This is a genomic window from Variovorax sp. AC194 (assembly GCF_979257995.1).
On the sequence record NZ_OZ409823.1, the window covers coordinates 2094960 to 2115316 of the forward strand.

At 67.7% G+C, this 20357-nt stretch carries 30 protein-coding genes; 16 read left to right on the top strand and 14 right to left on the bottom strand.

Features of this window, described 5'->3' with window-relative positions; translation table 11 throughout:
* Positions 1-13: 13 nt before the first annotated feature.
* Positions 14-1360, top strand: a complete 1347-nt coding sequence (locus tag ACZYRS_RS10070) for an adenylosuccinate synthetase (protein ID WP_463419122.1) — start codon at positions 14-16, stop codon at positions 1358-1360.
* Positions 1357-1782: a hypothetical protein gene (locus tag ACZYRS_RS10075; protein ID WP_463419123.1), complete on the top strand. Its 426-nt coding sequence runs from the start codon at positions 1357-1359 to the stop codon at positions 1780-1782. The genes ACZYRS_RS10070 and ACZYRS_RS10075 overlap by 4 nt, the downstream gene beginning before the upstream one ends.
* A 28-nt stretch (positions 1783-1810) precedes the next feature.
* Here ACZYRS_RS10075 and ACZYRS_RS10080 read toward each other — a convergent pair whose 3' ends face one another.
* Positions 1811-2737 carry a protein NO VEIN domain-containing protein gene (locus ACZYRS_RS10080; protein ID WP_463419124.1) on the bottom strand — a complete coding sequence of 309 codons (927 nt, stop codon included), beginning with the start codon at positions 2735-2737 and terminating at the stop codon, positions 1811-1813.
* A gap of 144 nt (positions 2738-2881) precedes the next feature.
* Between ACZYRS_RS10080 and ACZYRS_RS10085 the strand changes: the two genes are divergently transcribed.
* Both ACZYRS_RS10085 and ACZYRS_RS10090 read left to right on the top strand, forming a co-directional pair.
* Positions 2882-3319, top strand: a complete 438-nt coding sequence (locus ACZYRS_RS10085) for an ester cyclase (RefSeq protein ID WP_463419125.1) — start codon at positions 2882-2884, stop codon at positions 3317-3319.
* Positions 3320-3385: 66 nt separating this feature from the next.
* A complete protein-coding gene (locus ACZYRS_RS10090) occupies positions 3386-3880 on the top strand; it encodes an arsenate reductase/protein-tyrosine-phosphatase family protein (protein WP_463419126.1) in 495 nt (164 codons plus the stop codon).
* Between the two features lie 13 nt (positions 3881-3893).
* On the opposite strand, the gene ACZYRS_RS10095 is transcribed toward ACZYRS_RS10090, so the two are convergent.
* Positions 3894-4307 carry a GFA family protein gene (locus tag ACZYRS_RS10095; RefSeq protein WP_463419127.1) on the bottom strand — a complete coding sequence of 138 codons (414 nt, stop codon included), beginning with the start codon at positions 4305-4307 and terminating at the stop codon, positions 3894-3896.
* Between the two features lie 200 nt (positions 4308-4507).
* On the opposite strand from ACZYRS_RS10095, the gene ACZYRS_RS10100 reads away from it, so the two are divergent.
* Positions 4508-4693 (top strand): hypothetical protein, encoded by a 186-nt coding sequence (locus ACZYRS_RS10100; protein ID WP_463419128.1) that lies wholly within the window; start codon positions 4508-4510, stop codon positions 4691-4693.
* Positions 4694-4736: 43 nt separating this feature from the next.
* Here the strand turns inward: ACZYRS_RS10100 and ACZYRS_RS10105 are convergent, their stop codons facing one another.
* Positions 4737-5120, bottom strand: coding sequence for a DUF4259 domain-containing protein (locus ACZYRS_RS10105; RefSeq protein ID WP_463419129.1), 384 nt, complete (start codon positions 5118-5120; stop codon positions 4737-4739).
* Positions 5121-5206: 86 nt separating this feature from the next.
* On the opposite strand from ACZYRS_RS10105, the gene ACZYRS_RS10110 reads away from it, so the two are divergent.
* Together ACZYRS_RS10110 and ACZYRS_RS10115 are read left to right on the top strand one after the other, a co-directional pair.
* Complete coding sequence (locus tag ACZYRS_RS10110) at positions 5207-5737, top strand: hypothetical protein (RefSeq protein WP_463419130.1); 531 nt, start codon at positions 5207-5209, stop codon at positions 5735-5737.
* Between the two features lie 23 nt (positions 5738-5760).
* Complete coding sequence (locus ACZYRS_RS10115) at positions 5761-6798, top strand: PQQ-binding-like beta-propeller repeat protein (RefSeq protein WP_463419131.1); 1038 nt, start codon at positions 5761-5763, stop codon at positions 6796-6798.
* Between the two features lie 69 nt (positions 6799-6867).
* Here the strand turns inward: ACZYRS_RS10115 and ACZYRS_RS10120 are convergent, their stop codons facing one another.
* From ACZYRS_RS10120 to ACZYRS_RS10130, 3 genes are all read right to left on the bottom strand, one after another.
* Positions 6868-7389, bottom strand: a complete 522-nt coding sequence (locus ACZYRS_RS10120) for a hypothetical protein (protein ID WP_463419132.1) — start codon at positions 7387-7389, stop codon at positions 6868-6870.
* A 315-nt stretch (positions 7390-7704) separates the two neighbouring features.
* Positions 7705-8019: a hypothetical protein gene (locus ACZYRS_RS10125; protein ID WP_463419133.1), complete on the bottom strand. Its 315-nt coding sequence runs from the start codon at positions 8017-8019 to the stop codon at positions 7705-7707.
* A gap of 24 nt (positions 8020-8043) precedes the next feature.
* On the bottom strand, positions 8044-8313 hold the full coding sequence (locus ACZYRS_RS10130; RefSeq protein WP_463419134.1) for a helix-turn-helix transcriptional regulator: 270 nt from the start codon (positions 8311-8313) through the stop codon (positions 8044-8046).
* Between the two features lie 29 nt (positions 8314-8342).
* Between ACZYRS_RS10130 and ACZYRS_RS10135 the strand changes: the two genes are divergently transcribed.
* Complete coding sequence (locus tag ACZYRS_RS10135) at positions 8343-8645, top strand: GIY-YIG nuclease family protein (RefSeq protein WP_463419135.1); 303 nt, start codon at positions 8343-8345, stop codon at positions 8643-8645.
* Between the two features lie 31 nt (positions 8646-8676).
* A complete protein-coding gene (locus ACZYRS_RS10140; protein ID WP_463419136.1) occupies positions 8677-10356 on the top strand; it encodes a phospholipase D family protein in 1680 nt (559 codons plus the stop codon).
* 10 nt (positions 10357-10366) lie between these two features.
* Here ACZYRS_RS10140 and ACZYRS_RS10145 read toward each other — a convergent pair whose 3' ends face one another.
* Positions 10367-10753 carry a hypothetical protein gene (locus tag ACZYRS_RS10145; protein ID WP_463419137.1) on the bottom strand — a complete coding sequence of 129 codons (387 nt, stop codon included), beginning with the start codon at positions 10751-10753 and terminating at the stop codon, positions 10367-10369.
* 95 nt (positions 10754-10848) lie between these two features.
* Between ACZYRS_RS10145 and ACZYRS_RS10150 the strand changes: the two genes are divergently transcribed.
* The gene (locus ACZYRS_RS10150) at positions 10849-10995 is read left to right on the top strand and encodes a hypothetical protein (RefSeq protein ID WP_198786920.1); all 147 of its coding nucleotides are present in this window, start codon (positions 10849-10851) and stop codon (positions 10993-10995) included.
* Between the two features lie 4 nt (positions 10996-10999).
* Positions 11000-11356, top strand: a complete 357-nt coding sequence (locus ACZYRS_RS10155; RefSeq protein ID WP_463419138.1) for a hypothetical protein — start codon at positions 11000-11002, stop codon at positions 11354-11356.
* 52 nt (positions 11357-11408) lie between these two features.
* Here the strand turns inward: ACZYRS_RS10155 and ACZYRS_RS10160 are convergent, their stop codons facing one another.
* Positions 11409-12263, bottom strand: a complete 855-nt coding sequence (locus tag ACZYRS_RS10160) for a class I SAM-dependent methyltransferase (protein ID WP_463419139.1) — start codon at positions 12261-12263, stop codon at positions 11409-11411.
* A 78-nt stretch (positions 12264-12341) separates the two neighbouring features.
* On the opposite strand from ACZYRS_RS10160, the gene ACZYRS_RS10165 reads away from it, so the two are divergent.
* The 3 genes from ACZYRS_RS10165 (at position 12342) to ACZYRS_RS10175 (ending at position 14027) form a co-directional block, all read left to right on the top strand.
* Entirely contained in the window at positions 12342-12779 is a 438-nt protein-coding gene (locus tag ACZYRS_RS10165; protein ID WP_463419140.1) for a helix-turn-helix domain-containing protein, read from the top strand.
* 92 nt (positions 12780-12871) lie between these two features.
* Complete coding sequence (locus ACZYRS_RS10170; RefSeq protein ID WP_233101850.1) at positions 12872-13705, top strand: alpha/beta hydrolase; 834 nt, start codon at positions 12872-12874, stop codon at positions 13703-13705.
* Between the two features lies 1 nt (position 13706).
* Entirely contained in the window at positions 13707-14027 is a 321-nt protein-coding gene (locus ACZYRS_RS10175; RefSeq protein WP_463419141.1) for a hypothetical protein, read from the top strand.
* Between the two features lie 8 nt (positions 14028-14035).
* On the opposite strand, the gene ACZYRS_RS10180 is transcribed toward ACZYRS_RS10175, so the two are convergent.
* From ACZYRS_RS10180 to ACZYRS_RS10195, 4 genes are read right to left on the bottom strand one after another with little or no spacing between them, the layout of a single operon-like run.
* The gene (locus tag ACZYRS_RS10180; protein WP_463419142.1) at positions 14036-14614 is read right to left on the bottom strand and encodes a hypothetical protein; all 579 of its coding nucleotides are present in this window, start codon (positions 14612-14614) and stop codon (positions 14036-14038) included.
* A 23-nt stretch (positions 14615-14637) separates the two neighbouring features.
* The gene (locus ACZYRS_RS10185; RefSeq protein WP_463419143.1) at positions 14638-15429 is read right to left on the bottom strand and encodes a DUF899 domain-containing protein; all 792 of its coding nucleotides are present in this window, start codon (positions 15427-15429) and stop codon (positions 14638-14640) included.
* A 37-nt stretch (positions 15430-15466) separates the two neighbouring features.
* Positions 15467-16138, bottom strand: coding sequence for a Vgb family protein (locus ACZYRS_RS10190; protein ID WP_463419144.1), 672 nt, complete (start codon positions 16136-16138; stop codon positions 15467-15469).
* A 50-nt stretch (positions 16139-16188) separates the two neighbouring features.
* Positions 16189-17409, bottom strand: coding sequence for a helix-turn-helix domain-containing protein (locus ACZYRS_RS10195; protein ID WP_463419145.1), 1221 nt, complete (start codon positions 17407-17409; stop codon positions 16189-16191).
* 106 nt (positions 17410-17515) lie between these two features.
* Here ACZYRS_RS10195 and ACZYRS_RS10200 point away from each other — a divergent pair, with 106 nt between their 5' ends.
* Together ACZYRS_RS10200 and ACZYRS_RS10205 are read left to right on the top strand one after the other, a co-directional pair.
* On the top strand, positions 17516-17866 hold the full coding sequence (locus ACZYRS_RS10200; RefSeq protein WP_198786929.1) for a hypothetical protein: 351 nt from the start codon (positions 17516-17518) through the stop codon (positions 17864-17866).
* 80 nt (positions 17867-17946) lie between these two features.
* Complete coding sequence (locus ACZYRS_RS10205) at positions 17947-18345, top strand: nuclear transport factor 2 family protein (protein ID WP_463419146.1); 399 nt, start codon at positions 17947-17949, stop codon at positions 18343-18345.
* 6 nt (positions 18346-18351) lie between these two features.
* On the opposite strand, the gene ACZYRS_RS10210 is transcribed toward ACZYRS_RS10205, so the two are convergent.
* Together ACZYRS_RS10210 and ACZYRS_RS10215 are read right to left on the bottom strand one after the other, a co-directional pair.
* On the bottom strand, positions 18352-18819 hold the full coding sequence (locus tag ACZYRS_RS10210) for an N-acetyltransferase family protein (RefSeq protein ID WP_463419147.1): 468 nt from the start codon (positions 18817-18819) through the stop codon (positions 18352-18354).
* Between the two features lie 56 nt (positions 18820-18875).
* On the bottom strand, positions 18876-20288 hold the full coding sequence (locus ACZYRS_RS10215; RefSeq protein WP_463422474.1) for an NAD(P)/FAD-dependent oxidoreductase: 1413 nt from the start codon (positions 20286-20288) through the stop codon (positions 18876-18878).
* Positions 20289-20357 lie beyond the last annotated feature (69 nt).

Consider the following 20357-nt stretch of genomic DNA (forward strand, 5'->3'; position numbering starts at 1 on the left):
GGCTGAACACCGTGTGACCACCGCCGCGCCCACGCGCTACGTTTCGCTGCTGGGCCTGGGCTTCGGCGACTGCGGCAAGGGCCTCTTCACCGACCACCTGTGCGGCGCGTGGCAGGCACACACGGTGGTGCGCTTCAACGGCGGCGCGCAGGCCGGCCACAACGTGGTGCTGGCCGATGGGCGGCATCACACCTTCTCGCAATTCGGCGCCGGCAGTTTTCATGCGGGCGTGGCGACGGTGCTCGCGAGCCCGGTGGTGGTGCATCCGACGGCGCTGCGTGTCGAGGAAGAAGCGCTGCGCCGCGTGGGCGTAGCCGATGCCTTCGCGCGCCTGCTGATCGATGCGCGCTGCCGCGTGACCACGCCGTTCCACCAGGCCGCGGGCCGGCTGCGCGAATGGGCGAGGGGCGCGGCGGCGCATGGCACGTGCGGCGTGGGTGTCGGCGAGACGGTGCGGCAGGCACTGGCTGCGCCCGGCGACGCGCTGCGCTACGGCGACCTCATGCACCGCGCGCGCTCTCTCGACAAGCTGGAGACTTCGCGCATGGCGCTGCGCCGCGAGTTCGCGGACATGGCGCCATCGCACCCCGAGGCCGCGCAGGAGCTGGCATTGCTGGGCGATGCCTCGGTCGCCCAACGCTGGCTCGATGCCGCTGCGCCCTGTGTCCGCCTGTCGCCGCCTGCCAGCGCCGATGCCATCGGTGCACGGCTCGCGCAGCCCGGCACCGTGCTGTTCGAAGGCGCGCAAGGCGTTCTGCTGGACGAATGGCGCGGCTTTCATCCGCACACCACGTGGAGCACCATCTCGACGGCCGCCGTTGAAGCCGTGCTGCATGACGCGGACATCGATGCGCCCGTGCAGCACCTGGGCGTGCTGCGCAGCTATCTCACGCGCCACGGACCGGGCCCGTTGCCCACGCACGACCGCGCGCTCGACGCGCGATTCGCCGAGCCGCACAACGCCGACGAAGGCTGGCAGGGCGCGTTCCGCCGCGGCCATCCCGATGCGGTGCTGCTGCGCTATGCGCTTGCCGCAGCCGGGCCACTGGACGGGTTGGTGGTGAGCCACCTCGATGCTGTCGAAGGCGCGGGCTTGCGTTGGTGCATGGGCTACCGCAGCGCCGACGGCGCGAGCGTCGCATCGCTGCCGTTCGTCGACGAGTTGGACCTCGAACGCCAACACGCATTGACCTTGTTGCTGCAGGGCGCACAGCCCCTCTACGATGGGCACCCCATCGCCACCGCGCAAGCATGGGTGCAGCGCGTGGAAGCCCTCAGCGGGCTGCCCGTGCAATTCGGCGCCTTCGGTCCGACACGCGATACCGTGCGTGCGCGCGAACGCATTGGAGATCCCGCATGACGCCCAACATCCCCTTGATCGTCGGCGCTGCGCTCAGCGCCATCGCCGCGCTGCTGCACCTCTGCGTCATCGTCGGCGGTCCCGCGTGGTACCGCTTCTTCGGAGCGGGCGAGCGCATGGCAAAGGGCGCGGCGGCCGGGCATTGGTATCCACCGATCCTCACCCTGATGATCGCCTGCGTGCTGGCGATCTGGGCCGCCTATGCGCTCTCCGGTGCGGGTGTGCTGCAGCCGCTGCCGTTGCTGGCCTTCGTGCTGCCCGCGATCACCGCGGTCTACCTGCTGCGGGGGCTCGTCGCGGCGGCGCTGTTCGTGTTCGACCGGCGGCGCCTGAGCGCCTTCTGGGTGTGGAGCTCGGCCATCTGCCTCGTGTTCGGCCTCGTGCACCTGCTGGGGCTGGTGCAGGTCTGGGAGACGCTGTGAACGACAGCGGCACCCACACCTCAAGCGACTACGCCGACGCTTCGAACCCGGGCGCCTGGCTCATTTCCGAAGGCTTGTAGATCTTGTGCTGCGCGATCGGGGTGCCGGCATCGGAAACCACCAGCAGGCGCCAAAGCGGCTCGCGCACCGACGAGGCCTGCTCTTCGCTCGTGAGCTGGAACTTGGGCGATGCGGTGGAGGTGCCCTTCACCACGACGCGCAGCAGCGTCGCGCCCTTCGCGTTCGACACTTCGATGCCGAAGCCGATGTTCTTGCCGGTCAGGTCCTCGGCGTTGTAGCCGTAGCCCTTGAAGTGGCGCATCACGTAGTCCATCGCGGCGGCCTGGACTTCCTCGCGCGAAGCCGGCGGGGGAGGGGCCGCGACGTCCGGCTCGGCCTCGGCCACGACCGGTACGCTGCCCCGCGCCGCGGCGGCCTTCACTTCCGCCTCGTCGGGCGTCCAGCCGCGCGCACCGCGCACCAGCACCGCGAGCTGCTGCTCCGGCTCCCAACTGGCGACGTGCCATTCGGCATCGTCGCGCACGCGCGTGGACACCTTCGCGGCCTTGTTGCTCTCCAGCTCGGCGATGGCGACCCGGTTGGTCTGCAGCACGGCGCGAAAGCCCTGGTCTGCGTCGAAGGTGCGCTTGAGCAGTGCAAGGCGGTCCTTGGCGCGCTGGACCTGGAAGGCACTGCGCGTGCCGCCGCCCGGGCGATGCTGCGTGTCGAGCGATTCGAGGCAGAACCAGCGCCCGCCGGCGCCCACGCTCACGTATTCCGCCCAGACGGTGGCGATGACGTTGTCGCCCGTTGCCAGCCAGGCCTGGTCGAACGGCTTTTCCCGCGCGTCGAACACCCCCATCTTGGCGACGATCTCGACCGGCGTGAGCCGCGGTCCTGAGAGTCGCATCTCATCGATGACGGCGAGTACGTGGGGGTCGACTTCCTTGTCCATGCGGGTGGGTTCGTGGCGTGTTTGGGGGGTGGGAGTATGCCGCATCGGGGGCGGAGGCCGACTGCGTGCGGGCCATCGCCCTTGCCGGGGCGGCCGCATTCGGCCATTCTTGCGCCGCGCGCTCGTTCGAGGAAAGGAATCGGCATGACCGGGACGGATCTTCCCCGCATCTATCGAAGCTACATCGCCTGCCTGAATGCACGGGACTGGCCGAGCCTGGGCCAATTCGTTCACGCCGAGGCCCACCACAACGGCCGGCGCATCGGCCTGTCCGGCTATCGCGCGATGCTGGAGAGAGACTGCGACGAGATTCCCGATCTGCATTTCGACATCCGCCTCGTCATCGCCGAGCCGCCGCATGTCGCCAGCCGATTGCAGTTCGACTGCACCCCGAAGGGCATGTTTCTCGGGCTGCCCGTGAACGGCCGGCGAGTCTTTTTCACCGAGAACGTGTTCTACGAATTCCTGGACGCAAGGATCGTGAACGTCTGGTCCGTCATCGACAAGGCGGCCATCGAGGCCCAGCTCGTGAACGGCGGGGAAGAGGCCGCGCCGGAACCATCGAAATCACAAGGCGGATAGCGGGCCAGGCCTCGCGAAATGCCGCACCGCATGCGTTCGACATGTCTTCGTTCTAGACTGGAACCCATGGCAAGAGGCATCGTGGTTACCTTCGTCTCGCGACGCAATTCCCTTCGCAGCAAATTGGCGCACGCCAGCCTTGCGCACCTGGGCGGGGGGCGGTTCACGGTGCTCTCGTGCGGCCAGCCCGGCAAGGTCGCTGCGGACATTCACCCCGCCGCCGTCGCCGCGCTCCAGAACGCAGGCATTCCGCCGCTCGATGCGCCGCCACGCAGCTGGAACGACCTGACCGCATCGGGCGCGCCGCGCGCGGAGTTCGTCATCACGCTGGACGAATCCACCCTTTCTTCCCAGCCGCGCTGGCCCGGCCAGCCCGATTCGGCGCTGTGGGCCTTCCCCGACATTGCCGCCATCGGCAGCCCCGAAGACGCGGTGCGCGCTGCCATCCAGATGATGTTCGTGCTGCGTCGGCGCCTGGAGCTGTTCGTGAGCCTGCCGCTGCACGGCGCGGACCGCGCCGCGATCCGTTCGGACCTGCGGGACCTGGCGCACATGCGATAGGCGCGAGGGGGCTTCACATCGGCGGCATCCGCTCGAACTTCGTCAGCGCGGGGTCCAGAAAATCCCATGCATGCCCGCGCACGCCGTAGGTGACCGCCTGCGGCCGATAGCGGCCCGGGTCGTCCAGGCTCGCGGCATGCACGGTGAACACGTCGGGCATCGCGGCGAAGGTCATGTACACGGGCGATCCGCAGTGCGGGCAGAACGCGCGCGTCTTCACGTTGCCGCTGTCGGCGACCATGTCCCACAGCGTCGCATCGCCGCTGTGCTTCACGCCGCCGCGCGGAAAGGTGAGGTACGAGCCGTGGCCCGTGCCGCTCTTGCGCTGGCAGTCGCGGCACTGGCAGTCGTTCTGGAAGACGGGCTCGCCGGGGATCTCGTAACGGATCGCGCCGCATGCGCAACCGCCGGTGTAGGGGTGGTTCATTTCTCGTGTCCTTTCGATGGTCGTGTCGGCTTGGCCCGGGGGGCGTTGCCAGTACGCCGCGTGGCGCGATGACCAATCTATTCGAGCGAAAGGGCGACGAGGGAGTAACAAGATCGTCGTGAATTGGGAGATCGGTGCGCGCCGGCGGTCGTGAGTCGGACGATGGATATCATCGCCCTCCAAATCCAAGGAGCGCATTCATGGGGAACAAGTTCCAGGGCGTGATCGCCGTTGTGTGGGGTGGATGGGCGGTGACCCGCTGGATGAATCTCCCGCAGGCCACTGCCGGCGCCGAGGCCGGGTACTCGGCCGGAAAATCCGCAGGCATGCTGTGCTTCGCCATCGCGTTGCTGGCGTTCGGGGCCTACAAGCTGTTCAAGCGCTAGGTCGCGTCGGTGGCGCTGCCACTGGCGCTTTGCGCTTTGCCTTTTATCGAAGCCGGGCCTGAATGCTCTTCAGATTCGAGAGCCACGCAAGGTAGTCTTCATCGTCTTCACCCAGCTCCGCCCACGTGTCGTGCCCATCCGCTTCGGGGTCGTCGATGATGGCCTGGATCGCATCGATGGCGGCTTGCTTGAGCGAGGCCGGCGGCGCGGCCTTTCCGGCGCACCATGCGATGACATCCGGATGGACGTCGCCGCCGTCCTTTCCGCTGAGCACTGCGAGCACCGCACCGGCTGCAATGACGCTTTCCGTCGAGCCCGAGGTCAATGTCTCCTCGATGAACGGCAGCGCACTGGGCGCTTCCTGCAACTGGCCAAACCAATCCAGCGCATCGTCATTGCCGAAGCTTTCCGAAGACCACGTGCCCATTGCCGAACTCCTGTGCGTGTGTGTGAGAGAGTGCGCGCAGCCTAGCATCAGAATATCGACGGCCCCATGACAGAGGAGGATTCCACATGGCAGTGATCACGCAGGCGCAGCGGATGGCGCAACTGCAGCGGCTTGGCCTGTCCACGCCCTTGAGGCGGCTGGCCGCCGGCGAATGCATTCACGAGGCATTCAGGGCAAGTTGCCTTGGGCCCGCGTTCTACGTCTATCACGGCGCCAATGTGCCAGCCGGCCCGCCATTGATTCCACTGTGGGACAGCGGTGACACCGTCTTCGGCGTATGGGAAAAATCCGATGGCCTCGAGTTCATCCAATTCAGCATCGAGACTCCCGGCGAATTCGAACGCATCGCCAGGACCGAGCAAGGGTTCTGGGCCACGCGCTTCGACTTCCTGTACCAATGCGACCTGCCCGACGAAACGCTTCAACATGCCGCAGACTCGGTCGGGTTTCGATTTCTGGACCAACACCTGGAATCGAAAGAAGAAGCCGAGGATCGGCTCGACACGTTCCAAGGCCATCGATCGTGGCTTCGGGAGCTGGTGGAGACGATCGATGAGGAAGTTCTTCGGCACCGGAAGAATTCGCCGGACGCCTGAACGCAACCCACGAGAACGCGCGCATGAAATTGAACTGGTCCTATCGCTTGCCGAAAGAACGTCAGGTCGGCGCAAGAGCCCCTGTCGCAGACGCCGAAACGGTGCTCGTCGCCTTTCACTACGACAAGGCGGATTTCTACGAAAGCACGCTCGTCGCGCTCGACCGGACGACGGGTGAGGAACGCTGGCGCGCCACCATTCCCCACGTGCTCAGCGAGCCCGTGCTGGCACCGGACGGCTCGGTGTACGTCAGCAGTTTTTCCGGAACGGTCCACGCCTTCGACCGCAGCGGCGGGAAGTTGTGGGACGGGCCATGCGGCGATCGCAACATGGGCAGGCTTTGCCTCGTCGGGAACGACCGGCTCGCCGTTGCGGAGGCCGGCGGCGGCGCGTCCAAGACATGGTGCCTCGACATGCGCACAGGCTCGAAGGTGTGGGCTTTCGATAACCAGGGCCACAGCTACGCCCTCGCCGCGAGCAACGGCCGCGTCGTCCACGCGACCGTGCTCGCGAAGGGCGCGGGCGTTCGCCTCCACTGCGTGGACACGTCGAGCGGGCGCGCGCTCTGGGCCGTCGACAGCGCGGAGTGGATGTTCCATCCGGTCGTGCAGGACCATACCGTTTTGATCGGCGCCCGCGGATCGCTGCGCGCCTATTCACTGCAGAGCGGCGAGTTGCTTGCGAGGCTGGACCTCGAAGACAAGGAAGCCATCGACGGGCAACTGCAGGTCGCGGGCGACCGCATCTACTTCGGCACGGATGCGGGGCGCGTTCGCTGCGCGGTGCTGCAGCGCAAGCGATCCTTTTTCAAGACCAGGCTGTCGCTCGAGAGCGCATGGCAGGCCGCATGCGAAGGCGGCATCCGCGGGCGGCCGGTCGTGGCGGGCGATGCACTGGCAGTGCTCACGCCGGAGGAGGGGATCTTCTTTCTGGATACGGCCACCGGGCAGCGCCTTTCGGCGCTCAAGATGGGCAAGGGCGATGGCGGCGGGTTGCTGTATGACCGCGAGTGGCTCTATGGGGCGCTGGGGCGGGAGATTCGGGCCTTCGGTCCTGTGTGACTTCCTCTGCGAGGCGATTCGCGGCGGATTGCCTTCGATTCGAGCAGCGCTAACCAAGCAAGCCGTCGGCTAGTAGCGCATGTTCGAAACGGGAGAGATCGCCGCGCTATAGATGAGAAGAACGGAAGAGGGCGCTGCAATCAGAAGTGCGACCAGGCTGCTGACGAGGCAGGTCACAGCCAGCCGGCCGTTGCCACGAAGCCATGAAACGACTGCATAGAGAAGCGGGGCAGCCGCGCCGACGACCGGCAGGAATGCCACGAACATCGGAGTGAGTCTGTTGCTTGCGAAGGCCGCGAAAAAGATGAGCGTGAGGATGAGGATCAAGTGAAGCAGCATGAATCTGGCGCGAGGATTCCTGAGCTTCGCGATCCAGTAGACGGCATACAGCGGGTAGGTGATCCCTCCTGAAAATTGCAGCCACTCGATGCTTGCAAGTCTCGAAGAGACAACTGCGTCGTAAACGATGGGTGGCAGCAGAACGACAAAGAGAGCAACGAATGCGTGAAGCGCGAATGTGCCCAGAACAGACGGCCAGCGTGCTTTGCGGCCGTCAGGCCCGTTCGAGTCGTGTGGGTCAAAAATGGTCATGCCCTGAACCAGTGGGCGTGCATTCTTCCCAGAAACTCGGCGGTGATGGGGGCCTCCGATGCAGATCCGATTATCGAGTCGATGCCACATCTTGGACATATCGCGGTCGAGTTCAGGTCAACCCATTCGATGATTTCCGTTGGCGGAAATATCGCGAGGCAATAGAAGCATCCACAGAGATTGCTGGTCTCGATTTGACTTCAATGGTTGCTGCTGAACGCGTGCGCAGAGATGATGTCCATTGTTGCTATTGAAGGCCGAGAGAACGCGAATCTGGTGCCGAGCCGGATGTTCGTTTCCGGTCAATGTCATGGCTCAACTGCGGTCGAAAACGAACTCGACCTCGCGCTTCGCCGACGCAATGTCCTGAACCGCGGTGTCCGGGGCCACGACGAAGAGCGGTTCCCGCGCAGGCACCTCATAGGGGCTGAAGACGACAGCCACCTCCTTGCCCGCGATGCGGCAGTGCAGCGCCGTATGGGTCGATGAATACTGCAGAAAACGCGAAGCCACGACGGCGTTCACCAGGTCTTCGATGCTGTATCGATCGGGCAGCTCGAACGTTCGCGCCAGCGGCCCCATCTGGTCGTCTTGTGCGCAACACGCTTGCCGATGGACTTCGATCTTCATATCGCTTCTTCGTTGCGGGTCGGGTCAGGATGCAGGCTGCTCGTCGTCCGCAAGCAGCAGCTTCGTCGCGATGCCATAGAGCGCCAGCATGCCCAGCACGTGGCCGATGGCGACGCCCGGCTCGCCCGATTCGATCCGCGCGATCGTCTGCACGTGAACGCCCAATCGCGCGGCGGCGGCCGACTGGCCTTCGCCGGCCCGCGTGCGCGCCAGCTTGGCCTCTGCCCCCATGTGCCTGATCGCCTGGAGGGCGCCGCCGTCGATGTCTGCCGAGATGCGTTTGCCTTGAGCCATGCCCGGGATTGTCGCTGCACAATCCAGCCGTGCCTCGAACCCAGCCAGACCCTCAGTCCGCACCCGCGCCCGCCGCCACGCCCATCCCGTATTGGCTCTATCTCCTGGAGTGCGAAGGCGGCGTGTACTACGCCGGGATCGCGCTCGATGTGGAGCAGCGCTTTTTCCAGCACGTGTTCGGGCTGGGCGCCAAGTTCACGCGCGCGCGTCCTCCGTTGCGCGTGCTCGCGGCCCGCATCTACCCGGACAAGGGCGCCGCATTGCGGGCGGAGCTCCAGGTCAAGGCCCTGCCTCGAACCCGAAAGCTCGCTTTCTTCGAGGCGGCTGCATAGCGCGCGATCGCGGTACAGGAAAGAAAAGAGTATGACGATCAAACTGCTTCTGGATTTCCTGGCATCTGTCCGCAGAACGGCCTTGCTGCGCATCCCCGCCCGGTCCGTGCTTCGCTCGACCGTGGCCCTCGCCTTCGCGGTCGCACTCGCAGCGTGCTCCAGCTTGCCTCCGCGGATCGCCACCCCGCCGAGCGAGGCCATCGGCAGCTACGCGCAGACGCCCCTGGCCGCCCTCACGCAGAAGGTGCTCCCCACCGACGGCCGCTCGGGTTTTCTTCTGCAGCCCTACGGCCCCAATTCTTTCGCCACGCGCATCGAACTGACCAAGCTCGCCACGCGCAGCCTCGACGTGCAGTACTACCTCCTGCAGGGCGACAACACCGGCCGCTCCCTGATGCGCGCGATGCGCGATGCCGCAGCGCGCGGCGTTCGCGTGCGCCTGCTGGTCGACGACCTCTACACCTCCGGCGAAGACGACCTGCTGCTGGGGCTGGCCAGCTACCCCAACGTCGAGGTGCGCCTGTTCAACCCGTTTCCCGGCGGGCGCGGCAGCCAGCTCACCCGCTTCATCAGCTCCGGCCTGGAGTTCCGCCGCGTGAACCGGCGCATGCACAACAAGCTCTTCGTCGCGGACAACGCGGCCGCCGTCGCCGGTGGCCGCAACATGGCCGACGAGTACGTGATGAATGCCGAGGGCAGCAACTTCATCGACATGGACACGTTCGTGGCCGGGCCGGTGGTGCGCGACCTGTCCGCCGAGTTCGACCACTACTGGAACAGCGAGGTCGTCTACCCGCTGGAGCGCATCGCGCACAGCGCATCGAGCCGCGCGCAGCTGCAGGACAACTTCGAGCGCCAGACTGCGAACGCCAGGCCCCCCACGGCGACCGAGATGCCGCAGGACGGCAGGCCGACCCATCCGACCGACGGCGATCCGGCCCGCGTGCCGCTGGAAATCGTGCCCATGCTCAACCTGCCCTTCGAGTTGGCGAACGGCCGCTTGAGCCCGCTGCTGTGGGCCAACGCGCGGGTGCTGTTCGATCCACTGACCAAGACAGAGGGGCTCAACGAGCGCGAAGGCTCGATCAAGGGCACCGTCACCGAAGGCGTCATCCACTGGCTCATGGGCGCCGACAAGAACATCAAGATGGTGTCGCCGTATTTCGTGCCGAGCGACGAGGCGGTGGCCAATCTCGTGCGGGCGCGCAAGGCGGGGCTGGGGGTGGAACTGGTGACCAATTCGCTCGCATCGACCGACGAGCCCTGGGTCTACGTGGGCTACTGGCCGCACATCAAGGCGCTGCTGGCCGCGGGCGTCACCATCTACGAGATCAGCCCGTCGCTGAGCGTCAAGCGCCGCAAGCTCGGCATCTTCGGGCACCGCACCGGCGCGCTGCACATGAAGAACGCGATCCTCGATCACAAGGAGGTGTTCCTCGGCTCGATGAACCTCGACCCGCGCTCGGCCAAGCTCAACACCGAGCTGGGCCTGATCATCCAGAGCGAGGAAATGGCGCGGCAGCTCGAGAGCTTCGCGGATGCGGGCAGCGTCTACACACTGCGCCTGAATGCCGCCAGCCAGAACGTCGAATGGGTGGAGGAAGACGACGACGGCAAGCAGACGGTCTTCGACGTGCCACCGGAAACCACCGCGTGGCAGCGCCTGCGATTGCGCCTGCTGGCGCCGTTCATTCCCGAGCAGGAGCTCTAGGGCGCCGGGCTCAGCGCGGCGCCGCGGGGCGCAGCCGCCGCAGGCGCACGGTGAGCTCCTTCACCAGCTGAAGCTCGCCGCGCCGCTGAGCCACGTCGAGCGCTTTCGCAAACGCCTTCTCGGCCGTCGCGTTGTCGCCCAATGCCAGCGCGATGAGCCCGTGCAGCCGGCCCGCGGCCGTGAAGTCCGGATCGAAGGCCAGCGCCTTCTGGACGTGTGCAAGGGCCGTCTGCGGGTCCTCCCGCCGGTGGTAGGCGAGCGCGAGGCTCATGCGCAGCAGCGCACCGTCGCGGCCCGCGGCCAGCATGCGCTCCAACGCTTCGGGCGAGGGGCCGGGCGGGGACGAAGAAGGTGAAAGAGAAGGTGAAGGGACGGGTGGCGTGGTCGGCGTGGTCATGTGGTCATGTGGTCATATAGTCAAGGCCCCTGGCATTGAAGGTTTGTTGCCAAAGAATACGTCTTGCACGCGGCACCGGTGAATAAACTGCGCCGATGAAAAGCAAGAGCCTGGGCATCGGAGCGGGCCTGGCCGTGGGCGTTGCCATCGGCTTGGCACTGGACAACATCGGCATGGGAATCGGCATCGGGCTGGCGCTGGGCATCGCGGCGTCCCTGGCCATCGACAGGAAGGACAAATGAAGTCATGAGCGCGGCGAACGATGCGGACGACATGGAGACCTGGCTCCTGGAAGCCGGCGACGAGATCATCGGGAAGAGGGCGGCGCAAGGCGAGGCATCGCTCACGCCCGCCGAGCAGGCCATCCATTGCATGTGGGCCCTCGACTACGCCGTGAGGAACGCGGGCTCTCTCGATGCGCTGGAAGACGTGCACGAGACGGCGATCGAAGACCTCGCGGCCTTTGCCCGCGCGCAGAAGATCGACGTGCTCTCCACGCTGCTCGATCAAACCGGCGATGAGGAAGCCTTCATCGATGCGTACTACGAGCAGTTCGACGCAGCCTGCACGGCGCTGAAGAGCCGCTACGAGGGCCTGCACTGAGCGGGCAAGGCCGCGCCCGATCAGGAGCGGGTGCGTTGCACAGACGATCGCTTCAGGCATGCGCGGGCGCCTTAGCGCCGATCAGCCAGCAGGCCGCCGTGAAGCTCACTTCATCCCCCTGCACGAACGGCTCGAAGGCGGTGCGCAAGGTGCCGATGACCTGCCGGCGCGTCGCTTCGTCCGCGTCCTCCAGGACCTGGCCGACGGCGCCGAGCCGCGTGAAATAGCCGACCAGCTCTTTCTCGGGAAAGGCGCAGTCCACGTCGATCGGCTGGATGTCGATTTCGGTCCATCCACTGGCTTGCAGGATGGACGCGACACGATGCCGATCCGCAAACGCGAACTGTCCCGGCGCGCCCGGCGCGCGCACCGGCATGTTCGGCAGCAACGGTGCCGCCGCGCGCTCGGCCGTCGTCATGTACGGGTTCTCCGCGGCGCTTCGCCATGCGACGACCTGCAGCCGCGCACCGGCGTTCGCCGCGCGGCGCAGGTTCGCGAAGGCCGCCACGGGGTCGTCGAAGAACATCACGCCGAAGCGCGAGATGACGAGGTCGAAGCGCGCGGGCTCGAAGGCATGCGTCTGCACGTCGGCGGCGACGAAGCGGGCGGTCGAGCCTTCACGCGCGGCGCGGTCGCGGGCCACCGCGATCATCGGCTGCGAGATGTCGACGCCGAGGCATTCGCCCTGCGCGCTGGCCGCCCGCGCCGCAGCGAGCGTCGTGCCACCCGTGCCGCAGCCCACGTCGAGCACCCGGCGTGCCGACGTGGCGCGCACCGTGTCGGCGAGCAGGTCTTCGAACGAGGCGAACATCCGGTCGAGCGTCGCCTGCCCGTCGATCCATGCGCGGCCGGCGCGTCCGTTCCAGAGTGCGGCCTGTTCGTTGTCGTTCGGTTGCTGTGCGTCCATGGTCCTGGTCCTTTGATGTGCCTCGAAAAGGAGGCGATGGCTAGACTGTGCAACTTCAAGTCGACTTGAGGTCAAGAGGTGCAACATCTGGACATCGCCGAGGTGGCGCGGCAATCGGGCATTCCGGCCTCGACGCTGCGGTTCTACGACGAAAAGGGGCTGATCGCCTCCACCGGCCGGCGCGGCCTGCGCCGCCTGTTCGACCCCGGCGTGCTGGAGCGCCTGGCGCTCATCACGGTGGGGCGCGCCGCTGGTTTTTCGCTCGATGAAATCGCGCGCATGTTCGCGCCGGAGGGCACGCCGCGCATCGACCGGCAGATGCTCGCGGCCAAGGCCGACGAGCTCGACCGCACCATCCGCAAGCTCGGCGCCCTGCGCGACGGCCTGCGCCACGCGGCCGTGTGCCCCGCGCCGAGCCACATGGCGTGCCCCACGTTCCGACGCATCCTGAAGGCGGCCGCATCGGGTGCCATCGGCGGGCGAAAGAGGAAAACCCCCCGCCCGCCCGGGAACTGATTTCTGACACAACCCCATCCGTGAACGAGGCGAAACTAGCGCCTTCGCACAGGCTCCGCGCCTCCATGCCATTGCTCCAGGGAAAAGAAACCTTGTCATCCAAAGCCGCCCGCATCGCACTTTCCGCTTCGGCCGCCGCCATCGGCAGCCTCGCCGCCTACTGGACCCTCCTGGCCACGCGCCAGGGCCACATCCTCTTCAACGCCCGCAAGCACCCCGTCGTTCATCTGTCGGACGACTTTTCCACCTACTCGCACACGGTGCCCGGCGGCATGGTCCGGGGCTATGTCTACCACCCGCAGGGCGAGGAGGCGGTGCAGGACCTGTTCATCTATTTCGCGGGCCGCAGCGAAGACGTTCGCGCGACCGCGCAGGCGCTGCACTGGCTGCCCGAGGGCTTCGGCTTCGCCGCGATCAACTACCGCGGCGTGGCCGATTCGCAGGGGCAGCCCTCGGAGATCGCCTCCGTCGAAGACGGCGGCCAGTTCGCCAAACACCTGCGCCGCGCCTTCCCGAATGCGCGCCTGCACGTGGTCGGCCGGAGCCTGGGCACCGGCGTGGCCATCCAGCTCGTGGCGCGGCAGGAGTTCGCGAGCCTGCAACTGGTCACGCCCTACGACTCGATGCTCGAAGTGGCGAAGCGGCGCTTCCCGCTCGTGCCGCTGTCGCTGCTGCTGCGCAACCGCTTCGACTCGCTCACGCATTGCGCGGAGGTCGCCGCGAAGACGCAGGTGCTGTTGGCCGAGCGCGACGACGTGGTGCTGCCCGAGCGCTCGCAGAAACTCATCGCGGCATGGCCGACGCCGGTGAGCGTGGAGACCGTGCCGGGCTCGGACCACTACAACATCATGGGGCTCGAGGAGACGTGGCTGCGGCTGATCGACTTCGCGCTGACGGCGGTGTTGCCGGAGCCGAAGGCGGCGTGAGGTGAGCGAAGGCAAAAGATCCTTCGTCGTCCGCTACCTGGGGCCATTGCTGCCGTTGGGCCTGGCGGCGTACGGCATCTGGGTGCTGTTCTCCGGCGAATACACCTATCGCCCGGGGCGAGCAAGCGGCACCGTCACCCTGCTGGCGCCCGACGCTCAGCTGATGGGCCTCTTCCAGGTATTTCTCGCCGTGCTGGTGATGGCGTTCGGCGTATCCGGACGGAAGGAATGGTGGTGTTTGCGAGTCGGGCTTGCGGGAGCGGTTCTGTGCCTGGTCATCGAGGGTGCGCGACAGCTCATGCGAATCGCCGTTCATGCCTAGTCAGCTCACTATGCCTTGCGCCTGAGGCTTCGAAGAAAGCCTGCACCCGCATCGAAGCCACGGCAGACCCCACTCGCAATCAAGCCCGTGACGGCGAGCATCGCCGCCGTGTGAACACAGACCGCCGCGAACGCGAGCATCAGCGAATCGGATGCCGCGATCTGCCTGCCCGCGCCATCTCCCATGCACAGCGGGATCAGCGCCGGCACCAGCATCAGCCCCGCACCATGCGCGGTGGACATCATGAAAGACCAGAGCGCGAGCCCCGCGTGCCCTGCCGGCGCGCGCGCAACCTTCGGCGCGCGGCCCCACAGGTGAAGCACCGCGACTGCCACGAAGAGGCCGCCCGCCAGCACCTGCACCACCGTGCGGTCCATCGACAGCCCGAACGCCACCGCGCCGGCCACCAGCGCGATCGATGCCACATGGCCGACGGCGATCGGCATCAACGCCCGCAGTGCCTGCGCCCGGTCCCCCGAGCGCACGCCCCACGCCGCGGCCAGCATCCAGCCCGTGGCGGGGTTCAGCCCATGCAGGGCGCCGACGCCCGCGACCGCGAGCCAGGGCCAAAGGCCTGTGTCTGCCACGACATGCTCCGCGCGTTCAGCGTTCAGTCGCTGCCGTGGCAGCACGAGCCCGCCGCGGGCTTCGCCGCCTCCGGCGCCGGCTCGTAGCGGTCGTGGTGCCGCACCCAATCCATCGTGTAGACCGGGTTGTGCTCGTCGCGTCCCTTCGGGGTGAGGTCGAGCAGGTTGTACGTGCCCATCATCACTTCGACGCCGCGCTCGTAGGTCGAGTAGGTGTGGAACACCTCGCCCGCGTCGTCCTTGTAGAACACGCTCACGCCGGGCGCCTCCTCTGCGGGGAAGGGCCGCACGCTGTAGTTGTAGTAGACCTCGCCCTTGCCCTCGGCCCACTCCCGCGGCTTGAAGCTCACGCCGAAGTCGTAGTTGAAGTCGCTCTCGTACGCCGACACCCACTTGAACTGCCAGCCCATGCGCGCGCGAAAGCGCTCGATCTCGGCCAGCGGCGCGCGCGAGACGACCAGCATCGTCACGTCGCGGTGTTCCAGGTGCACCTTCATGCCCGCGATGTGGTCGGCCATGTACGAGCAACTCGGGCAGCCTTGCTCCCAGTCCGGGCCGAACATGAAGTGCTGCACCAGCAGCTGGCGGCGGCCTTCGAAGAGGTCGGCGAGCATGCGCGGGCCTTCGGGCGTGTCGAAGGTGTAGTCCTTCGACACGCGCGTCCACGGCAGGGCGCGGCGCTCGCGGGCGATCTCGTCGCGCAGGTGGCTCAGCTCCTTTTCGCGCGCCAGCAGCGCCTTGCGCTCGGCGAGCCACCGGTCCTTCGACACGACGGGGTGGTTCTTCAAACTGGTTTCCGCGGTGAGGGTGTTCATGGCGTTCTCCTTGAATCGAGGTTGTCGGCGGGCCCGTTCAGGCCCGGGCGGATCTGGGGCGGCGCACGGCGCGCACCTTGCCGGTGCCGCCGCCGCCGCAATAGAAGAGATCGGCCCCATCGGATTCGAGGCCGCTGATGTTCACGCCGCGCGGCATCTCCAGCCGCTCGAGCACGGCGCCGCTGTGCGGATCGATGTGGCGCAGCTCGCTCTCGTCGCCTTCCCAGGTGGCGTGCCAGAGCTCGCCGTCGACCCAGGTCACGCCGGTCACGAACCGGTTCGATTCGATGGTGCGCAGCACGGCGCCGGTGGCGGGGTCGATCTGGTGGATCTTGCGGTCGCGGTACTGCCCGACCCACAGGCTCCCCTCGGCCCAGGTGAGGCCCGAGTCGGCGCCGTGGCCGGGCGCGGGAATCGACTGCAGCACGTCACCCGTGGCCAGGTCGATCTTGTCGATGCGCTCCTCGGCGATCTGGTAGAGGTGCTTGCCGTCGAAGGCGGTGCCGGCATCGGCGGCGCGGTCCAGCGTGCGGGTGTGCTCGCCGCTTTCGGGGTCGAAGGCGATCAGCCGGGCGCCGGTGGCGGCCCACACGCGCTGGCCGTCGTGGGTCACGCCGCCCACCTTGTCCACGCCCGCGAAGGGGCCGTACTCGCGCACGATCTCGGCCGTGCGCACTGCTGCCCTGGGGATGTCTTTGCTGCTGTTCATCGTTGGCTCCTTGGGGGTGTGCGCCGTGGATCGGCGCCCTGGAGACAACTCTATTCAATCGGCAGCGAAGCGGGGAGTAACAAGATCGTCGTGAATCCCGCGAGCGGCGGCGCGAGCCAGCGCTGCGCCCGCGCGCGGCCAATGGCGCGCACACGCCCCTCGCTCTCCAGCTCGGCGAGGGCGCGCTGCACGGTGCGCTGGCTCGCATCCAGCGCGAGCGCGAGGGCCGAGGTCGACCAGGCCGCGCCGTCGGACAGCAGCGCCACCAGCGAGGCCTGCTCGCCATCGATGGGCGGCGCGATCAGCACCACCTCGCGCCCGTCGCGCGGCTTGAGCGCAAAGCCGCGCGCGGTGGCCTCGATGCCCGCTTGTGCCGCGACGAGCGCGCGCAGCCGGCCGATCTCCACGCGCAGGCGCGCGCGCAGCGTCTCGTCGGGGTAGCGGGTGTTGAAGGCGTAGGCAATCAGCGCTTCGCGCTCGACATCGCCGGGCCACGCCTCGGCGAGCGCGCGCGCCAGCGCGAAGAGCACGGGCCGGCGCGCGAGCGGCCGCCATGTGTCGCCGGCGCCCACGCCGCGGCGGCAGGCATCGACCACCAGGGCGTCCGAGGCCAGCAGCGCGGCCACTTCATCGAGCCGCAGCGCTTCTTCGCCGCCGGGAAAAAGCCGCCGCGCGGCGGGGCGATCAAGCGCGGCCTGCGCCTCCGCCACCTCGGCCGCGAGCGCAGGCACGCGGGCGCGCCCGGCCGCCTCTTGCGCGCGGGCCAACGAGGCGCGCGCCGGGCCGATGCGCAGCGAGCGCAATGCGAGCTCGGCCGCGGTGAGCTCGGCCACGGCCGCGAGCGGCGGCGGCAGCGCCTGGCCATCGAGCAGCGCCAGCGCGGCGGCGGCTTGGTCCAGGCGCCCGATGAGCAGCAGCCGGCGCGCCGCGATGAGCCGCGCCTGCCGCGCGTTGGCGAAATCGTCATGCGCTTCCAGCGTGGCCGCGGCCGCAGCGAGCGCACGCGGGGTACCGCCGAAGTCGCGCATGGCCATCGCAACCTCGGCCTCGGCGACCACGCAGCGCGCCCGCGCGAGCTCTTCGTGCGCGCCGAAAGCACGCGCTGCACGGCGCAGCAGCTCGCGGGCGCGCGGGTGCTCGCCCAGCTGCGCCATCGCGATGCCGCGCAGCGCCAGCGCGGGCGGATCGTCGCGCAGCGCAACGCGCTTGAGGGCGCCGAGCGCGTCCCCGGCGGCGAGAGCGCGAGCGGAGGCGGCGATCAGGGAATCCATGGGCGCCGAGGCTACACCGGAGCGGGCGCCGCCGGCCCCCGCGTCCGGCCGGGATGCTTCCTCTTGTCCTACACGCGCGAGGCGCCCGGGTCCGCAGGATCGCCCGATGAGCAAATCGACCCTCGTATGGATGAGCGCGGCCGCCTGGTGCGCAACATGGTGCGCCATGGCCACCGCCGAACCGGTGAAGGTGCCCGTGGACAGCAGCGACAAGGGCACCGTCTACGTCGCCCCCAACGTCAACTCCACCGAAACCTCGGCCTACACCAAGGGCGCGACGGTCGGCGTGGAGCGGCCCGACGGCAGCGGCACCTACATCGGCACCGACACCTCGATGCCCCGGCCCGTCTACTCGCTGGGCGCAAGCACCGGCGGCAGCATGTCGTTCAACGGCGGCGTGACCTCCGACGGCAAGGCCAACAACGGGGTGAAGGCCGGCGTCACCATCAAGTACTGACGCGCGGCAGGCTGCGGGCTTGCGATCCTGCGCCCGGATGGCCGCTAGACTCCTGCGCACCACCGCATGAGGAGACCCTGATGACCATCGACACCCTCGCCACCTGGCACCGGCTCGTCACGACGCGCGACGTGAAGGGCCTCGATGCCCTCTTGGACGACAACGCCGTCTTCCTCTCGCCCGTGGTGCACAAGCCGCAACTGGGCAAGGCCATCACCGCGAAGTACCTGGGCGCGGCCTTCCACGTCTTCTTCAACGAGAACTTCCGCTACGTGCGCGAGCTGAAGGGCGAGCGCGATGCGGTGCTCGAATTCGAGGTCGAGATCGACGGCATCTCGGTCAACGGCGTGGACATGATCAAGTGGAACGACGCAGGCAAGATCGTCGAGTTCAAGGTGATGCTGCGCCCGCTGAAGGCCGTGAACCTCATCCACGAGAAGATGGGCGCGATGCTCCAGGCCGCATCGTCGCTGTCCTAGCCTTCTTCAGACCAGCGTGCCGTACACGATGAACCCGTCGTGCGTGGCCACCTTGTCGTAGAGCGTGCGCCCCGCCGTGTTGGTCACATGCGTCTGCCAATAGACGCGGTGGCCGCCCACGCGCTTCACGTGCGCGTACACGCCCTCGATCAATTGCCTTCCGACGCCCTGGCCGCGTTCCGACGACAGCGTGAACAGGTCCGACAGATAGCAGGTCGGCTCGATGCGCGTCATGCTGCGATGAAAGACGTAGTGCGTGAGCCCCACGAGCCGCCCGTCGCGTTCGGCAACGAGCGCATGCATCGGCTCGTACGCATCGAAGAAGCGCTGCCACGTGACCTGCGTGATCTCGTCGGGCAAGGCGGTCGGGCCTTCGCGTCCGTAGAAGGCGTTGTAGCCGTCCCAGAGCGGCTTCCAGCCTTCGTAGTCTTCGGGCGTTGCGGGGCGGATGAGGAGGGTAGAAGAAGTCGTCATGCCGCGGATTGCAACATGACCGGCCCCGCGTTTTCGACTGCCATTGATTCCATCGCCTATTTCTCGTCGCGCAGCCAATACCACTTGTAGAGCGCCCGCTGCCCGAGGCGCCGGAACGGCGCGAACGCGCGCGACTCCACCAGCCCCATCACGTTCGGGAACGGCAGCGGCGAGTGATAGATCGGCAGCTCGAACACGTCCTTGCCCGTGTCCTTGCCCGCCACGCGCTCGGCCAGCCGCTTGCCGGCCCAGGTCGAGAACGACACGCCGTTGCCGCCGTAGCCCACCGCGTACCAGATCTGCTTGGCCGCATCGGGCTGCGTGATGCGCGGCATCATGTCGTGGCTCATGTCCACCCAGCCCCACCACGAGTAGTCGATGCGGATGTCGGTGAGCGGCGGAAACTTGCGCGCGATCGCATCGGTCAGCAGCTTCAGGTGGACCGGGTCTTCGGCATCGGCGCCGCTCACCGCGCTGCGGCTGCCGATCTGCAGCCGGTTTCCCTTCAAGAGCCGGTAGTAGAAGCGCAGCGTGCGCGTGTCCGTGAGGAAGGTGTGCGACTTGAAATTGGTCGCCGCCAGCTCCGCATCGGAGAGCGGCCGCGTCACCACCGAGTTCGAGAGGATCGGCATGATCCGGTTCTTGAGCATCGGGCTCAGGGCCTGCCCCGTGTAGCCGCCCGTGCACACCGCCACGCGGCGCGCGCGCACCGTGCCGGCGGGCGTGCGCAGGTGATGAATGCCGTCGATGGTGTGCCAGCCCTGCACGGGGCTCGATGTGTGCACCGTCACGCCCAGCGCGCGCGCCCGGCGCATCAGCCCGAAGGTGAACTTCAGCGGATGGATGCCCACGCCCTCGGCCTCGAACATCGCGCCCTTGGCCTCGCGCTCGTCGCAGTAGTCGCGCCGCAGCTCCTCGGTGCCCATCATGCGGGTCGCGTAGCCGAAGGTCTCTCGCATCAGGCGTGCCTCAGCTTCGAGCACGGCGAGCTTCTCGGGCCGGTGCGCAAGGTAGAGGTGCCCGCCGTCGAACGCATCGCAATCGATCTGCGTCGTGAGGTGGCGGAAGTTCTCGAAGCCGCTGCGGATCTCGGCATCGAGCTTCTTGGCGGTGTCCAGGCCCCAGCGCTCGATCCACTGCGAGCGCTTCAGGCGCCCGCTCGCGTTCTGCCCCTGCCCGCCGCTGCGGCTGGAGCAGCCCCACGCGGCCTGGTTGGCTTCGAGCACCGTCGCCTGGATGCCATGCTCCTGCGCGAGATACAGCGCCGTGGACATGCCCGTGGCCCCCGAGCCGATGATGGCCACGTCCACGTCGATGTCGTTCAGCAGCGGCCCGTCGTCCTCGGGCGGCGTGCCCGCGCTGGCCACCCACCAGGTGGGCGCGTAGGCGCGGCCGGCGCCGGGGTCGGCCGCGAGCAGCGGGTCGTATTGCGGGTCGTAGGGGCGGAACGGGTCTTGAGGCGGTTGCATGGGGGCGGCGCCGTCGATGGTCGCGGCGCTGGCGGCACAGGTGAATCGGGCGGTCCCTGCTGCGATGGT

Coding starts and splice junctions, on each gene's coding strand:
- ACZYRS_RS10195 (WP_463419145.1), bottom strand. CDS start 17,409: ATGGATTCCCTGATCGCCGCCTCCGCTCGCGCTCTCGCCGCCGGGGAC.
- ACZYRS_RS10105 (WP_463419129.1), bottom strand. CDS start 5,120: ATGGGCACGTGGTCTTCGGAAAGCTTCGGCAATGACGATGCGCTGGAT.
- ACZYRS_RS10090 (WP_463419126.1), top strand. CDS start 3,386: ATGGCAAGAGGCATCGTGGTTACCTTCGTCTCGCGACGCAATTCCCTT.
- ACZYRS_RS10140 (WP_463419136.1), top strand. CDS start 8,677: ATGACGATCAAACTGCTTCTGGATTTCCTGGCATCTGTCCGCAGAACG.
- ACZYRS_RS10205 (WP_463419146.1), top strand. CDS start 17,947: ATGACCATCGACACCCTCGCCACCTGGCACCGGCTCGTCACGACGCGC.
- ACZYRS_RS10085 (WP_463419125.1), top strand. CDS start 2,882: ATGACCGGGACGGATCTTCCCCGCATCTATCGAAGCTACATCGCCTGC.
- ACZYRS_RS10095 (WP_463419127.1), bottom strand. CDS start 4,307: ATGAACCACCCCTACACCGGCGGTTGCGCATGCGGCGCGATCCGTTAC.
- ACZYRS_RS10145 (WP_463419137.1), bottom strand. CDS start 10,753: ATGACCACGCCGACCACGCCACCCGTCCCTTCACCTTCTCTTTCACCT.
- ACZYRS_RS10150 (WP_198786920.1), top strand. CDS start 10,849: ATGAAAAGCAAGAGCCTGGGCATCGGAGCGGGCCTGGCCGTGGGCGTT.
- ACZYRS_RS10110 (WP_463419130.1), top strand. CDS start 5,207: ATGGCAGTGATCACGCAGGCGCAGCGGATGGCGCAACTGCAGCGGCTT.
- ACZYRS_RS10185 (WP_463419143.1), bottom strand. CDS start 15,429: ATGAACACCCTCACCGCGGAAACCAGTTTGAAGAACCACCCCGTCGTG.
- ACZYRS_RS10080 (WP_463419124.1), bottom strand. CDS start 2,737: ATGGACAAGGAAGTCGACCCCCACGTACTCGCCGTCATCGATGAGATG.
- ACZYRS_RS10125 (WP_463419133.1), bottom strand. CDS start 8,019: ATGAAGATCGAAGTCCATCGGCAAGCGTGTTGCGCACAAGACGACCAG.
- ACZYRS_RS10100 (WP_463419128.1), top strand. CDS start 4,508: ATGGGGAACAAGTTCCAGGGCGTGATCGCCGTTGTGTGGGGTGGATGG.
- ACZYRS_RS10115 (WP_463419131.1), top strand. CDS start 5,761: ATGAAATTGAACTGGTCCTATCGCTTGCCGAAAGAACGTCAGGTCGGC.
- ACZYRS_RS10155 (WP_463419138.1), top strand. CDS start 11,000: ATGAGCGCGGCGAACGATGCGGACGACATGGAGACCTGGCTCCTGGAA.
- ACZYRS_RS10130 (WP_463419134.1), bottom strand. CDS start 8,313: ATGGCTCAAGGCAAACGCATCTCGGCAGACATCGACGGCGGCGCCCTC.
- ACZYRS_RS10075 (WP_463419123.1), top strand. CDS start 1,357: ATGACGCCCAACATCCCCTTGATCGTCGGCGCTGCGCTCAGCGCCATC.
- ACZYRS_RS10215 (WP_463422474.1), bottom strand. CDS start 20,288: ATGCAACCGCCTCAAGACCCGTTCCGCCCCTACGACCCGCAATACGAC.
- ACZYRS_RS10210 (WP_463419147.1), bottom strand. CDS start 18,819: ATGACGACTTCTTCTACCCTCCTCATCCGCCCCGCAACGCCCGAAGAC.
- ACZYRS_RS10190 (WP_463419144.1), bottom strand. CDS start 16,138: ATGAACAGCAGCAAAGACATCCCCAGGGCAGCAGTGCGCACGGCCGAG.
- ACZYRS_RS10200 (WP_198786929.1), top strand. CDS start 17,516: ATGAGCAAATCGACCCTCGTATGGATGAGCGCGGCCGCCTGGTGCGCA.
- ACZYRS_RS10120 (WP_463419132.1), bottom strand. CDS start 7,389: ATGACCATTTTTGACCCACACGACTCGAACGGGCCTGACGGCCGCAAA.
- ACZYRS_RS10160 (WP_463419139.1), bottom strand. CDS start 12,263: ATGGACGCACAGCAACCGAACGACAACGAACAGGCCGCACTCTGGAAC.